Here is a 12,207-nt window from a genome sequence, read left to right on the forward strand (position 1 = left end):
CCTCTTGAGCACCCACGATCCTCTGAGCACCCACGATCCTCTTGAGCACCCACGGAAAACGCCTCACGCGCCGACGTGTGCCCGGGGCCTCGCGGAGAACGACGGCGGGGCGGGACTGGGAGTCGGCCGTTCCCTCAGCGCCCACGCGGCCCGCCACGCGCCCGCTCACCGCGGATTCGTACCGGGGAAACAACCACACGTTCGTTTTTCACGTCCCTTCCAGTGCGTGGAAGACGGACACCAGTCAGTACAACGGCCTCAAACTCAACAGCGTCAGTGGTGCGACGGGCTCGGCCCGCCTCAGCCCGGGCACGTCGTTCGACTGCATTGACCTGCTGGCCTGAGCCCCCCTCGGTCAGCAGAGGAACGCCCCCGCCGGTGACGACCGGCGGGGGCGTTCGCCCTTGTGCCCGGCGCTAGTTCATGGTCGACCCGATGGTCGTGGACCCGGTCGTCAGGAACGTCGTCGACGGCAGCGTGCCGCTGGACGAGCGGGTGCCGTATGCCGTCGTCGCGTCCGTGGACTTGAAGGACGGGGTGGAGACACCGCTGTCCCAGTTATTGGCCGCGGAGACCGTGGAGGAGCCAAGTCCCTCTTGGTGTTGGAGTCCACCGCCCTGGTCCGCCGACCAGAACACCGTCGACCGCCTGGAGTTGGCGGCCGACGGCACGTCCACGCCGGCGGTGCCGACCCCGGAGTCGATCCGCCCCGTACGGACCGAGTCCGAGCCCAGGGAATAGGGCGTGTCCGGCGGATCATGCCGCAGACGCGGGAGATGGCACGCCCATCCGCCGGACAGGCCCTAGCTGACGAAGTACGTCGGGTTCGGGAGCTTGTACGTCTTGTCGGCGTAGCCCCCCTCGAGGTCGGAGTACTGGTCGCCGAAGTTGGCGACGATGTCGTACCCAAGGTCCTCGATGTGCTCGCGGGTACCGGACTTGTACTGCACGGTCGTGCAGTTCCAGGCGCCGGCGGTGGCGCAGTCGCTCAGGTACGCCGGCGGGTTGGCCGCGTCCTTGAGGAAGACATGGTCGGCGTCGAGGTTGACGTCGACGCCGACCTTCTTCAGGTTCTCGACCGCGGAGGCGCGCTGCGACTCCTTCAGACCGGAGTTGTAGAAGACCTCGACACCCTTGGACTCGGCGTACTCGACGAGCTCGGGGGTGCCGAAGACGGCCGGACGGTCGGCCTGGGCCACGTACGCGGCCCAAGAGGCCGAGTTGTACGTGTAGTTGGTCTTCTTCTCGTAGTCGAGGGAGAGCAGCAGCGTGTCGTCGATGTCGAAGACGACCGCGGGCTTCTCGCCCCGGTGGTGGGCCTTGCGCGCCGCCTGGTCGATGTACTTCTTGGCGGCGGAGTCGAGGCGCGCCAGGTCCTTGGCGTAGGGGCTGTCCGAGGACGCCTGGTACACGCCGTTGCTGTCGAGCGTGGTGCCGTAGTAGGTGTCGATGTCCTTGACCAGGAGCCCGATGTTGTAGGGCTCGTGGGTGGAGTTCGCCGTCGACTGATCGGCGGTGGCGGCACCGGTGCCGTACAGGGCGGCACCGGCGACGGCACAAGCGGCGCTTATGGCTGCCGCTCTGAGGGATTTCCGCATGAATTCTCCGGATATGGGTGTGAGTTGGGTTCCGCACCAGGTCATGCACTGTCTACGCGCATCACGCACGCCACGCGAGAGCCTTTATGCGATCGATACCTCACGCACAGAAATCGTCCCGTCAGTCGTTCGAGTGAGGCCGAGGCGCATCGCGCCCGGGCGGGCACTTCACCGGGCACGCCGAGATCAAGCAGGGTGTCCTGGTGCGCCAGCAGGCGTACGTGCGAGAAGTGCGAGCGGTCCCCCGTGACGTACGCCGCCACCGCCTGCGTTCCCGTGATCTCGGGGTGGTCGGCGCGCAGCCAGTCGTTGGCGAAGGTGATCCAGCGGGCGGTGAAGCCGTCGGTGCGCACGGTGGTCGTGGCCGACCCCGTGGTGCCGTACGTGCCCGAACCGTCCGGCTTCCGCGTGCCGTTGGCGTTGTCGTACACGACGACGACATCGCGCGGATCCTCACAGGCGCCGATCCAGGTCATCTCGGTGCCCGCGACGCCGGGCAGGCCCGTCGCCGGGTCGATCACTCCGACCAAGACCGTCTCGCGGTACACGCCGGGCGCGATGACCAGCGTGCATCCCGCTCCGGTCGCGGCGTTCACGGCGGCCTGGACGGTGGTGTGGTCACCGGCGCCGCCGGCGTCCACGTACAGGGTCTGCTCGGTCAGGCGCGCGGACGGCGAACCGTAGCGCCCGAAGGGGGAGCGTCCTTGCGTGGCGCGGGCGGGGGCCGCGAGCCCCAGAGCCAGCGCGGCTCCGGTGCTCGCGACGATGAACGCCCTTCTGCTGGGCGTGAGTTCGGTCATGGTCAGCAGATCTTTCCGGCGCCCGCGCGGTGGTCGACGATGCCCGGAACGGCCTTCGGCGAGTCGACGTGCGTCCGCAGGGTGGGCGTCCAGCCGGCCCCGGACTGCAGTGTCTCGCCCGGGATCTGCGCGTTGTGCACGGCGATCAGATCGGTCGCCGTACCGTTGACGTAGTTGTCGGCGGCGGTGAGCGGCGCCTCCTTCCACTTCTTCAGGACCGTCCCGGCACTGATGCCGTCCGGCAGCGTGAACGCGTTGTGTTCGGCGACGAGTTGGGACTCCATGCCGATGCCGAAGCTGTAGGAGTAGGCCGAGTCGGCGACGAAGTGGTTGTTGTACGAGTCCACTTGGCCGAAGCGGATACGGGGCGCGCGCTCGACGAGGCCCGTGAACAGGTTGTGGTGGAAGGTGACCTTCAGGTGCCCCCGGTCGACGGCGGCGGTCGCGGCGCTGTCGCTGTTGCCGATCAGGATCGTCTTGTCGTGGTCGGCGAACACGTTCCAGGAGGCGGTGACGTAGTCGGCGCCCTTGACGATGTCGAGCTCGCCGTCGTGCTGCTCGTAGATCCGGCCGTAGTAGGTCGGCAGCGAGCTGTCGGGGTGGTCGCCGTCGGTGAAGGTGTTGTGGTCCATCCACACGTGCGTGGCCCCGTACAGCACCGCACTGTCGTACTCGGAGTTCCAGTTCCCGGTGTCGCCGTCGGTCGGGTCCCACTGCGGGAAGCAGTCGAGGGGGCTCTCGAAGGCGAGGTTGCGGATGATGACATTGTCGACGGCCTTGATCTGCAGGCTCGCGCCCTTGAAGCCCGCGTTCTCGCCGATGCCGACGATGGTGGTGTTGGCTGGGACGTACGCCTTGATGGCGGAGTCCTGGTGGGCCGCGGAGGCCGCGCGCAGATCTTCCTGCTCGCCGCTGACCACCTTGTCGTAGCCCCAGACCGCCGGGTCGTAGTCGGCGAGGTACTGGGCGAAGTCGTAGCCGGGCGCCGCGAAGGAGTCGCAGCCCTCGGCGTTGGCGTCGATCGTTCCCTTGACCTTGATGATCTTCGGGGCGGTGCCGCCGTTCGCCAGCGCGGCCTTGAACTCGGCCCAGGTGGCGACGGTGTGGACGTGCGCGGCGTCGGCGGCCGAACCGCCGGTCGTGCCGGTGGCGTCCGAGGCCCAGCCGTCACCGGCGGCGAGGGTCTGGCGGCCGAGGTCACGGGGCTGGGCCTGGGCGGTGGTGCCGGTGACGGCGAGCACGAGGGCGGTGCAGCCGATCAGCGCGGCACTCTTTGCTATGGCATGCCCATGCCATTTCCGTATGTTCATCGTGCGGCTCCTCTTTCCGACGGGTCAGGGGGTCAGGCGGCGGGCCAGGTGATCCACGACTCGGGGATCACCTCATCGAGACGGCGCACGTCCCGGGGCCCGAGCACCCGGCGGTGCGGCAGCTCGGGCGCCACGAGGCGGGCCACGGCGATCGCGCCGGGCGGATTGAAGTGCGTGTTGTCCTGCTCGGTGGCGGTCCAGTTGAAGTACTTCTTCGTCTCCTCGGCTCCGAGCCTCTGCCACAGGGCGATCGACAGGGCCTGGATGTCGAGCAGCGCGACCTGCTCGTCCTCGGCGAGGGCGCGCATCGACGCCGGGTAGTCGCCGTGGGTCGGCACCGCGTTGCCGTCCGCGTCGAACTTCCTGCGCTCCACGGGGGTGGCGAGCACGGGGCGGGCTCCGCGGGCGCGGGCACCATGGACGTACTGACGGAGACAGTCCTGGTACGTCGTCCAGGGCTCGGTGTAGCGGGTGGGATCGGCGCTCTTCTCGTCGTTGTGGCCGAACTGGATCAGCAGGACGTCGCCCGGCCGGATCTCCCCGAGGAGGGCGTCGAGCCGTCCCTCGTCGATGAAACTCTTCGAACTCCGGCCGTTCACGGCACGGTTGGCGACTTCGAGTTTCTTGTGCAGGAAGAAGGGGAGCGCCATGCCCCACCCGGTCTCGGGGGCGGCGTCGGCGTACTTCTGCGCGGCGGTGGAGTCGCCGGCGATGTAGAGGGTGCGGTGCTTTCGGGGGCCGGACGCGGCGAACGCGGGTGCGCCGGCGGCAACGGCGAGGGGAACGGCGGCGAGGGCCGCCGAGGTGACCTGTCTACGGGTAAGGGACACGGGGGGTGTGCCTTTCAACAGGGGCGATGGGGACGCGCCCCAAAGGGGCGCGGGGCTGTGTCAACACGCGGCTCCACGCGTGGACGCGACCAGCCACAGTCGGCCCGCGGCCGGATTACGGCCTGCCGGACCACGGACCGACCCGCAGGGGCTCAACCACCGGGACCTAGTGATTCGCCTTCCAGTCGGCCTCCGCCTTGTTCAGCTGGTCGGCAAGCGTGTCCAGGAGGTCCTTCGCCGACATCTTCCCGAGCAGCACCTTCTGGAAGTTCGGCTCGTTGTCGGCCTTGGAGATGGTGTTCCAGTCGGGCAAGTAGTACGGCAGCTGCACGATCTTGGTGTCGGCACCATTGAGCGCCTCCGCGGCCAGCTTGGTCGGCTCGGCCTTCTGCACCCAGGCATCCTTGGCGGCCTCGGTGTTCGCCGGGACCTGGCCCGCGGACTCGTTGAACTTGGAGTTCTCCTGGGCCGAGACGGCGAACTCGATGAACTTCCAGGCGGCTGTCTTGTTCTTGCTGGACTTGAACAGGCTCATCCCGTCGACCGGGTTGGACACCTGGACGCGCTTGCCGTCGTCCTGCGTCGGGTTCGGGATGCCCCGGAACTTGTCCGCGCCCAGCGCCTTCAGGTGATCCTGGTAGGAGCCCAGGTTGTGGCTCAGCATGCCGATCGTGCCGCTGTCCCACTGGGCGACCATCTTGGTGAAGTCGTTGTTGACGTCGGCGGACGGAGTGTCCTTCTTGTAGAGCGCGACGTACTTCTCCAGGGCGGCCACGTTCTTCGGGTCGTTGACGGTGGTCTTGCCACCGCTCCAGAACGAGGTGATGCCGGTCTGGCCGTACACCGCGTCCAGGGCCGGCGCGATGGACCCCTCGCCGCCGCGGATGGTGAAGCCGAACTTGTTCTTGCCCTTGTCGGTGAGCTTGCCGGCGGCCTCGTAGAACTTCGACCAGGTGGTCGGCGCGTCAAGGCCGGCCGCCTTGAACAGATCGGTGCGATACCAGAGCGTGCCGTTGTTGACGGAGGTCGGCACCTGGTAGAGGTTGTCACCGCCGCCTGCGGCCCGGCTGCTGTCGAGCAGGTTCTGGGCCAGTTTGCCGTTCAGCGAGCTCTTCTCGAGCCGGCTGTCGAGCGGCTCCAGCGCTCCCTGGACCCCGATCTCGGCGAGCATCGCGGTGCCCACGCCGCCGACGTCGGGCAGGCCGCCGCCCTGGATGGCGGTGTCGTACTTGGACTGGGCGCTCGCGGCGGGTATCCCGACGTACTTGACCTTGATGTCCGGGTACTTCTTCTCGAAGTCCGCGATGATCTGCTTCCAGATGTCGGTGCGGACACCGCCGTTGTTGTCCCAGAAGGTGATCTCGCCCTTGCCGGAGCCCTCGTTGCCCTTGTCGCCACCGCTGCCACTGCCGTCGTCACCGCAGGCGGTGGCGGTCAGCGCGAGCACGGAGCCCAGGGCGACGGCCATGGCGACGCGCCTGCTTGTGTGGATGCTGATCTTCATTGGTCGGCTCTCTCCTTCTGGATCCAACGAGGTGGTGCAGTCTGGTCAGCGGCGGGTGTACGGCGCCCAGCCGTCCGTTCCCGCCAAGTAGTCGGCGACCGTGTACGTGGCCGCGTCGGTGTCGCTCAGCTCCGGCCGGTCAGGTCGGCCGTGGCCGACGCAAGGGCGTGCCTGGTCGCGGCCGGCGCAAGGGCGTGCGGGGGTCGTGACCGGCGCAAGGGCGTGCGGGGTCGCGGTCGGCGCAAGGGCGTGCGGGGTCGTGGCGGCCGTGGCGGCCTTCGCCTGGCCGATCGACCCGAGCCCCAGGGCGGCCACCAGTCCCACGACGGCAGCGAGAGTTCTGCCGAGGCCTGGATCGGGCAAGCGCTTGCTATGGAGGTGCGTCATTGCGGCTCCCAACAGGCGTACGAATGGCGGGAAGTGACCCTCAGGGGGTCTCGGTGATGCGGAACTGCGTGAACGTGGCCGCACCGGCGTGTCCCCCGCCGACGGGTGCGAGCGCGAAGAGGCCGAGCAGGGCGCCGACCCAGCGCCACGGGGTGGCGGCGAAGACCTGCCCCGAGGGCCCTCGGCCGCCGCCGACGTCGTAGGAGAAGCGGCAGCGCGCCCCCGCGCCGATCTCGATCCACAGCCGGGCTCGCCCCTCGGGCGCCTCGCGGGGATACGCGGCATCGCGTTCCCGCTCCGCGACCGACTCGGCGAACCGGTGCACCAGCCGCACCGAGCCATCCGGCTCCCGCTGGAGCCCGATCCAGCTGAACGCGTCCCCGAGCACCGCGAGCCCGGCCCGCGCCCCGGGCTGCTCGCTGTCGAGCCGCAGTTCGACCTCGGCGGTGGCGGTGATACCGGGCAGCCGCTGGGTGAGGACGTTCGGCAGTGTGCGCAGATCGTGCGCGTCGACCGTCCTTACGCAGCTCAGCCGCAGCCCGTCGCCGGAATGCTGGGTGGCCCAGCCGTCCTGCGGATTGGCGGTCCATTGCCACTGGCGCCCGAACCGGCCGCCGGGGAAGTCGTCGTCGGTGGCGGGCGCGGACGGCGGCTGCGGCGGCAGAGCCGGCTTCTTGTGTACGGCGACGGGGGCGCCCTCCTCGCCGAGCACCGGCCAGCCGTCCGTGTCCCAGCGCATCGGCTGGAGGTGCACGACACGCCCGTACGGCCCGCGCTGCTGGAAGTGCGCGAACCAGTCCTCGCCGGCCGCCGTGCGCACCCAGCCGCCCTGATGGGGCCCGTTGACCTCGGTGTCGCCCTGTTCCAGTACGACCCGCTCCTCGTACGGCCCGAAGAAGCCGCGCGAGCGGAAGGCGCCCTGCCAGCCCGTCTGCACTCCCCCGGCGGGCGCGAAGATCCAGAACCAGCCGTCGTGCCGGTAGGCCTTGGGCCCCTCGAGGGTGAACCAGCCGGGGATCCGGTCGGCGTCGACAATGATCTTTCCCTCGTCGAGCAGTCCCGTGCCATCGGGGCGCATACGGTGCCCGGCGAGCCGGTTCTTCACGCCCGCGCGGGACTTGGCCCAGGCGTGCACGAGATAGGCCTCGCCGGTCTCCTCGTCCCACAGCGGGCAGGCGTCGATGAGCCCCTTGCCCTCCTTGACCAGGTGGGGACGGGTCCAAGGACCGCGGATCTCAGGGGCGTTGACCTGGAAAATGCCGTGGTCGGGGTCGCCCCAGAAGATCCAGAAGCGGTCGTCGTGGTGACGCAGGGACGGCGCCCACACCCCGCGGTCGTGCCGGGGCTTGCGGAAGTCGCTCCCGGGTTCCAGGCGTGGCAGGGCGTGTCCGACGAGTGTCCAGTTGACCAGGTCGCGGGAGTGCAGCAGGGGCAGCCCCGGGGCGCGGCCGAAGCTGGACGCGGTGAGGTAGAAGTCGTCCCCGACGCGCAGCAGGTCGGGGTCGGACCAGTCGGCGTTCAGGACGGGGTTGCGGTACGTGCCGTCACCGAGATCGGCGGAGGGCAGGGCCATCACGGGCTCACCGCCTTCCGTGCGAGCGCCGCGGCTCCGGCCCGGTCGAGGGCGCCGTCGGCGACGACGGTGACGACCCGGCGTACGACCGTCTCCCCGGGAGGGATCGGCAGCCGTGCGTCGCGGGCGAGGCAGGAGCCCACGCCCGGGTACTCGGTGGTGCGCACGAACCACGGATCGCGGCGGGTCGCCTTGGTGGCCCCGGCGAAGACAAGGGTCCAGGTGGCGCCGGCGAGGGCGAGCCAGTCGGCGCGACGGCCGTGGACCGTCTCCTCGCCCTCGGTGTCGGCGGTGAACACCCGCGGCGCCTCCGCCTCCTTGCGGGCACGCCAGAAGAAGCCGCCGTAGGCCGCGTCGGGCCGCCCGTTGGTGGCGGGACTGCCGAGGGACAGCTCATGGTGGGTCGTGTTCGTGAGCGAGAAGGTGAAGTCCAGCGCCCAGGCGGAGTCACTGAGTTCGGTCGCGGCGACCGTGCGGCGCTCGCGCAGCAGCTCGCCGCCCGCGGCCACCCAGCGCAGCTCCTCCACGAAGCCGTCGGGGTCGCGCAGCTGGAAGGCGGAGTGCCGCTGGGCGCCGTGGTTGTCGAGCTCGGTGGGTCCCTGGTCGCACACGTAGGTGCGTCCGCCCCAGAAGTTGTGCCCCTCGACGTCGGGAACGGCGACACCGACGCCGAGGTGGTGGATGTGGTCGGCGGGACTCAGCTCGGTGACGGCCGTGCCGGCCAGGGTGGTGACGGGGTGCAGATACGGACGCGGGGAGAGGCGGGGCGGCAGTTCGGGCCGGGCGATGTAGCGGCCGACGGGGCGTCCCGCGACGCGCAGGACCAGCGACTCGTTGTTCATCCGGTGCTCACCTCTTTCGGCCGCGCCCAGGAGACGTCCAGCTCGGAGAAGAGGGCGAGGCTGTCGGCGGCCGCCGCGACGAGGCCGTCCACACCGCGCACGACCCGGCGCCTCTCGCCGGGGATCAGATCCCAGGCGTCCTCGGGCAGCGCGACCGGATCGGGCGCCTGTCGAATCGCTTCAACGACCCTCATGAAGGCGCCCGTCGACTCGGGTGTGACCAGCAGTTCGGCGCCATGGACCAGATGCTCGGCCAGGTTCTCGAGCAGGTCCGTGCGGCCGTACTCGATCTCCTCCGGGCCGCGTCCGGAGCGCTGCACGAGCACGCGGTCCTGCTTGTACCAGAAGGTGATCCGCCCGGCCGTGCCGTGCACGAGGACGTACGGCTCGTCGGGCCGCTCGGCGCAGAGCGTCGCGGCGACGGTGATCCGGCTCTTCGCGCTGGTGACGCGCACGCACGAGGTGTCGTCGGACTCGATGTCGTTGGCGCGCAGCAGCTCGGTCTCGATCCCGGTGACGTCGTCGGCGCGGGTGGAGCCGTCCAGCGCGAGGGCGGTGGCGACGGCGTGGGCGAGCGGGTTGGTCAGCACGCCGTCGACCACGTCCACGCCGTCCAGCCGGCGCCTGCCCGCCCACGGCGCACGCCGGTAGTACGCCTCGTCGCGCGCCCACGCGCCCGCCCCGCCGATCCCGATGACCCGGCCCAGCGCGCCCTGGGCGATCAGCTCCCGGATCGCGGGCACGGCATGCGAGCCGAGCGACTGGAAGCCGATCTGGCAGACCACCTCGGCCGCGGCGACACCGTCGGCCATCCTGCGGAACTCGACGTACGAAGGCGCGGGCGGCTTCTCCAGGAGCAGGTGTACGCCCCTGCGCGCGGCGATCAGCGCCAGGTCGGTGTGGGTGGGGATGGGGGTGCAGATCACGGCGATCGCGGCCCCGGTGGAGTCGAGGAGGGCGCCGAAGTCGGGTGACTGATCGACGAGTTGGCCACCCAGCTCGTCCTCGCTGAGCGGTGTCAGCTCACAGACGCCGACGAGTCGCACAAGACCCTTGTCCTGGAGGCGGCGGATGTTGCGCAGATGCCAGCTGCCATGACCGCGGGCGCCCGCGAGGACGACGGGCAGCGGGAACTCGCCTGCGCGAGCGTTGGTCGGACGCTCTGTGGGCGTGCTCATCGAACGCTCCGTGGGCGTGCTCATCGGACCCTCTGTTGGCGTGCTCATCGGACCCTCCCCGCACCGGCGCCGCGCGCCACGTCGCGGTCGGCCCGCCGGGCACTGTCGATCTTTCCGTGCAGTGTGGGCGTCCAGCCGACACCGGCGGTCAGGTCGCGTTCGCCGCCGGAGCGGACGTGGGCGTCGTCGGCGGCGGCACCGCCGGCGGTTCCGCCCTCGGCTGCGGCCCAGCCGTCGTCGGCGGTGAGGGTGTCGCGGGCTTCGGCCCTGGCCGGAGTGCTGAGGACTGCCCCCAACTGGCCGACGGCGAACGTGACTTGAAGCAGTCGCCTCATCCCTTCACCGCCCCCGCGCTGAAACCGGTGATCAGCCACTTCTGGATGAAGGCGAAGACCAAGACCACGGGGACGGCGGCGATGATGCCGCCGGCGGCGAGCGCGCCCAGGTCGACGCTGTCGGAGCTCATCAGGGTGTTGAGGCCGACGGGGATGGTCTGCTTGCTCTGGTCGCTGAGGAACATCAGGGCGAACAGGAAGTGGTTCCAGGCGTGCACGAAGGCGAAGGAGCCGACGGCGATCAACCCCGGCCGCAGCAACGGGAGTACGACGATCCGGAAGGCGGTGAAGCGATCGCAGCCATCGACCCAGGCGGCCTCTTCCAGGGAGTACGGGACGTTCCTGATGAACCCGCTGATGAGGATCATCGACAGCGGCAGCTGGAAGACCGTCTCCGCGATGATGACACTGCCGAGCGAGTTGATCATCTGGAGCTTGGCGAAGATCTGGAAGAGAGGGACCAACAGCAGTGCACCGGGGACGAATTGGGAACACAGCAGCGCCAGCATGAAGCCACGCTTGATCTTGAAGTCGAAGCGGGCGAGGGCGTATCCGCCGGCGAGGGCGACGACGGTGGTCATCACCAGCGTGGCAACGGCGATCAGCACGCTGTTGTGGAAGTAGGTCCCGAAGCTGCGCTCGGTCCACACCTTGTCGAAGTGCTCGAAGGTCATGGGCCACGGCACGAGCGAGGTCGATCCCGCCGGGCGCAGCGCGAAGAGCAGGATCCAGTAGAAAGGGATCAGGGTGAAGAGGAGGTAGACCGAGAGGGGGAGGTAGATCTGCCGGCGCGGAACCTCGTCCCAGGCCCGGCGGTTGTTCCGGGGCCGCAGGCGGGGCTCGTCGGCCACCGCTACGGACGCGGCCGGAGCGATGGTCTCGGCGTCCTTGGTGATCACTTGTCCCCACCTCCGAACTTGCTCAGTCGCAGGTAGACGATCGAGCAGAACAGCAGAATCACGAACGCGACCGTGGTCAGGGCCGAGGCGTAGCCGAAGTTGTGCGCGTCGACGCTGGTGTTGGCGATGTAGAGCGGGAGTGTCGTCGTCTCGCCCGCGGGGCCGCCGCCCGTCAGCGTGTAGAGCAGGTCGACGTTGTTGAACTCCCACACCGCGCGCAGCAGTGTGGACAGCACGATGGCGTCCTTGAGGTGCGGCAGCGTGATGTGCAGGAACTGCCGGACGCGGCTGGCGCCGTCGACCTCGGCGGCCTCGTACAGGTCCTTGGAGACGGACTGGAGATCGGCGAGGATCAGGATCGCGAAGAAAGGGACACCGCGCCACAGGTCGGCGACGACGGCCGCCGGGAAGACGGTGGAGGTGTCGGACAGCCAGCTGGTGCCGTACTGCCCTATACCTGCGTCGGCGAGGTAGCGGGTGATGCCGGTCTGGGAGTTGTAGAGCAGCACCCAGATCGCGGAGGTCAGCACGCCGGAGACGGCCCACGGCGAGAAGACCAGCGCGCGGCCGACCGCCCGCCCCACGAAGGTCTGGTTGACGATCAGCGCGAGCGCCAGGCCGAACAGCAGCTGGAGACCCACTTCGACGATGACCCACTTGGCGCTGAAGGTCAGCGTGTCCCAGAACTGGGGGTCGTCGGTGAAGGCGTGCACGAAGTTGTCGAAGCCCGCGTAGCCGTTGCGCCACGGTTTGGTGGGGTTGTAGTTCCGCAGGCTGTAGTAGAAGACGCTGATGACGGGATAGGCGATGAAGCCCAGCATCAGCAGCGCCGCCGGGGCGATCAGCAGATACGGGAGCCTGCGCGGGGTCGCGGAGGCACGGCGCCGCCGGGGTGGCGCGGGCGGTTTAGCCACGGCTGCGGCTTGGGCCATGCCTGTTCTCCGTTTCTCG

Annotated in this window: 12 protein-coding genes and 2 pseudogenes; 1 reads left to right on the forward strand and 13 read right to left on the reverse strand. The window is 69.4% G+C overall.

Translation table 11 applies throughout. The annotated features are described in order from the left end of the window. Positions 1 to 41: 41 nt before the first annotated feature. Positions 42 to 344, forward strand: a complete 303-nt coding sequence (locus tag AB0D27_RS17235) for a polysaccharide lyase family protein (protein ID WP_362508671.1) — start codon at positions 42 to 44, stop codon at positions 342 to 344. A gap of 72 nt (positions 345 to 416) precedes the next feature. On the opposite strand, the pseudogene AB0D27_RS17240 reads toward AB0D27_RS17235, so the two are convergent. The 13 genes and pseudogenes from AB0D27_RS17240 to AB0D27_RS17300 all read right to left on the reverse strand — a co-directional run. Further along, a pseudogene (locus AB0D27_RS17240) lies at positions 417 to 587 on the reverse strand (pectate lyase); the annotation flags it as partial. A 216-nt stretch (positions 588 to 803) separates the two neighbouring features. Beyond that, on the reverse strand, positions 804 to 1,598 hold the full coding sequence (locus AB0D27_RS17245; protein WP_362508673.1) for an HAD family acid phosphatase: 795 nt from the start codon (positions 1,596 to 1,598) through the stop codon (positions 804 to 806). A gap of 191 nt (positions 1,599 to 1,789) precedes the next feature. Then, positions 1,790 to 2,398 (reverse strand): annotated as a pseudogene (locus tag AB0D27_RS17250) (pectinesterase family protein); the annotation flags it as partial. 2 nt (positions 2,399 to 2,400) lie between these two features. After that, entirely contained in the window at positions 2,401 to 3,708 is a 1,308-nt protein-coding gene (locus AB0D27_RS17255; RefSeq protein WP_362508676.1) for a pectate lyase, read from the reverse strand. A 32-nt stretch (positions 3,709 to 3,740) separates the two neighbouring features. Then, positions 3,741 to 4,538 (reverse strand): rhamnogalacturonan acetylesterase, encoded by a 798-nt coding sequence (locus tag AB0D27_RS17260; protein WP_362508678.1) that lies wholly within the window; start codon positions 4,536 to 4,538, stop codon positions 3,741 to 3,743. 166 nt (positions 4,539 to 4,704) lie between these two features. Then, the gene (locus AB0D27_RS17265; RefSeq protein WP_362508681.1) at positions 4,705 to 6,042 is read right to left on the reverse strand and encodes a sugar ABC transporter substrate-binding protein; all 1,338 of its coding nucleotides are present in this window, start codon (positions 6,040 to 6,042) and stop codon (positions 4,705 to 4,707) included. 45 nt (positions 6,043 to 6,087) lie between these two features. Next, on the reverse strand, positions 6,088 to 6,429 hold the full coding sequence (locus tag AB0D27_RS17270) for a hypothetical protein (RefSeq protein ID WP_362508684.1): 342 nt from the start codon (positions 6,427 to 6,429) through the stop codon (positions 6,088 to 6,090). 40 nt (positions 6,430 to 6,469) lie between these two features. Then, entirely contained in the window at positions 6,470 to 8,002 is a 1,533-nt protein-coding gene (locus AB0D27_RS17275) for a family 43 glycosylhydrolase (protein ID WP_362508688.1), read from the reverse strand. After that, positions 8,002 to 8,844: a PmoA family protein gene (locus AB0D27_RS17280; RefSeq protein WP_362508691.1), complete on the reverse strand. Its 843-nt coding sequence runs from the start codon at positions 8,842 to 8,844 to the stop codon at positions 8,002 to 8,004. The genes AB0D27_RS17275 and AB0D27_RS17280 overlap by 1 nt, the downstream gene beginning before the upstream one ends. Next, entirely contained in the window at positions 8,841 to 10,022 is a 1,182-nt protein-coding gene (locus AB0D27_RS17285) for a Gfo/Idh/MocA family oxidoreductase (protein WP_362508694.1), read from the reverse strand. Before AB0D27_RS17285 ends, AB0D27_RS17280 begins: the two co-directional genes overlap by 4 nt. Before the next feature lie 44 nt (positions 10,023 to 10,066). Then, positions 10,067 to 10,357 carry a hypothetical protein gene (locus AB0D27_RS17290; RefSeq protein ID WP_362508696.1) on the reverse strand — a complete coding sequence of 97 codons (291 nt, stop codon included), beginning with the start codon at positions 10,355 to 10,357 and terminating at the stop codon, positions 10,067 to 10,069. Further along, complete coding sequence (locus AB0D27_RS17295) at positions 10,354 to 11,256, reverse strand: carbohydrate ABC transporter permease (RefSeq protein ID WP_362508699.1); 903 nt, start codon at positions 11,254 to 11,256, stop codon at positions 10,354 to 10,356. The genes AB0D27_RS17290 and AB0D27_RS17295 overlap by 4 nt, the downstream gene beginning before the upstream one ends. Then, positions 11,253 to 12,188, reverse strand: coding sequence for a sugar ABC transporter permease (locus tag AB0D27_RS17300; protein ID WP_362508702.1), 936 nt, complete (start codon positions 12,186 to 12,188; stop codon positions 11,253 to 11,255). The genes AB0D27_RS17295 and AB0D27_RS17300 overlap by 4 nt, the downstream gene beginning before the upstream one ends. Positions 12,189 to 12,207 lie beyond the last annotated feature (19 nt).

Origin of the sequence: Streptomyces sp. NPDC048415 (assembly GCF_040651675.1) — a bacterium.
GTDB lineage: Bacteria > Actinomycetota > Actinomycetes > Streptomycetales > Streptomycetaceae > Streptomyces.

Excerpts from the sequence above, each read along its gene's own strand:
- AB0D27_RS17285 (WP_362508694.1), bottom strand. The coding sequence starts at position 10,022 with ATGAGCACGCCCACAGAGCGTCCGACCAACGCTCGCGCAGGCGAGTTC.
- AB0D27_RS17245 (WP_362508673.1), bottom strand. The coding sequence starts at position 1,598 with ATGCGGAAATCCCTCAGAGCGGCAGCCATAAGCGCCGCTTGTGCCGTC.
- AB0D27_RS17275 (WP_362508688.1), bottom strand. The coding sequence starts at position 8,002 with ATGGCCCTGCCCTCCGCCGATCTCGGTGACGGCACGTACCGCAACCCC.
- AB0D27_RS17265 (WP_362508681.1), bottom strand. The coding sequence starts at position 6,042 with ATGAAGATCAGCATCCACACAAGCAGGCGCGTCGCCATGGCCGTCGCC.
- AB0D27_RS17280 (WP_362508691.1), bottom strand. The coding sequence starts at position 8,844 with ATGAACAACGAGTCGCTGGTCCTGCGCGTCGCGGGACGCCCCGTCGGC.
- AB0D27_RS17255 (WP_362508676.1), bottom strand. The coding sequence starts at position 3,708 with ATGAACATACGGAAATGGCATGGGCATGCCATAGCAAAGAGTGCCGCG.
- AB0D27_RS17270 (WP_362508684.1), bottom strand. The coding sequence starts at position 6,429 with ATGACGCACCTCCATAGCAAGCGCTTGCCCGATCCAGGCCTCGGCAGA.
- AB0D27_RS17290 (WP_362508696.1), bottom strand. The coding sequence starts at position 10,357 with ATGAGGCGACTGCTTCAAGTCACGTTCGCCGTCGGCCAGTTGGGGGCA.
- AB0D27_RS17300 (WP_362508702.1), bottom strand. The coding sequence starts at position 12,188 with ATGGCCCAAGCCGCAGCCGTGGCTAAACCGCCCGCGCCACCCCGGCGG.